Source organism: Neglectibacter sp. X4, from assembly GCF_009917365.1.
In the GTDB taxonomy this organism is placed as follows: domain Bacteria; phylum Bacillota; class Clostridia; order Oscillospirales; family Acutalibacteraceae; genus Acutalibacter.
In genome coordinates, this window is the sequence record NZ_QWLE01000237.1 from 1 (window position 1) to 711 (window position 711).

Annotated in this window: 1 protein-coding gene; it reads right to left on the reverse strand. The window is 52.2% G+C overall.

Translation table 11 applies throughout. The annotated features are described in order from the left end of the window. On the reverse strand, window positions 1-530 hold a 530-nt coding region (locus tag D1841_RS17880; protein WP_201751367.1), incomplete at its 3' end, for an IS66 family transposase zinc-finger binding domain-containing protein. Window positions 531-711: the final 181 nt, after the last annotated feature.

Consider the following 711-nt stretch of genomic DNA (forward strand, 5'->3'; position numbering starts at 1 on the left):
CTGCCGGGGATGAGCCCCGCTGGGACTTCGCTCTTTTTCATGGGCGTGGCTAACGCGTTTTTCTCGCAATTCCGGCAGCTGTAGGCCGTCTGGACGTGCTCCACTACCTTATACTGCGCCGGGACATACCGCAGTTCCCTCCGAATAACCTCGTGGCCGCAGGCATGCATCTTCCCGCCGCATACCGGGCAAACCTGTTCTCCCTCTGGCAGCTCGTGAACAATTTGCTCTGTTGGCAGCTTAGAAAAGTCCAGTTCCCGTTTCCCAGCCTGCTTTTTCCTCTTGTATACGATCTGCTCTAAATCAGGCTCTGCTGCCTTAGGGTCTGCCAGCGTTTCCGGCTCATTGAACAGCGAGGTCTGTTCCTCCAGTTCTACGCTCTTTTCGCTGGACGGCCCAAACTGTTTGGATTGCAGCAGCTTGAACTGCCCTTTGAACCAATCCACCTGCTTGCGCAACTCCGCTATTTCTTTGTCCTTCTCGCTGACGATTTCCTGCCACTGCGCGGCGCTTTTCTCTGTATTTTTCATACCTTGATTATACCAAAAACAAGAAAAACTGCAATAGAAAAAGCCCATTTTACCTGGGCTTTTTCTCCTTGCATGGCACAATTGACCGGCTTTTTAAATACTCAAATTCTTTCTCCGTTATTTCCAATACCTTTCCTGCTTCAGCTGGCGGCCAAGGGTAGCTCCCGCTCTGGGCACGGCG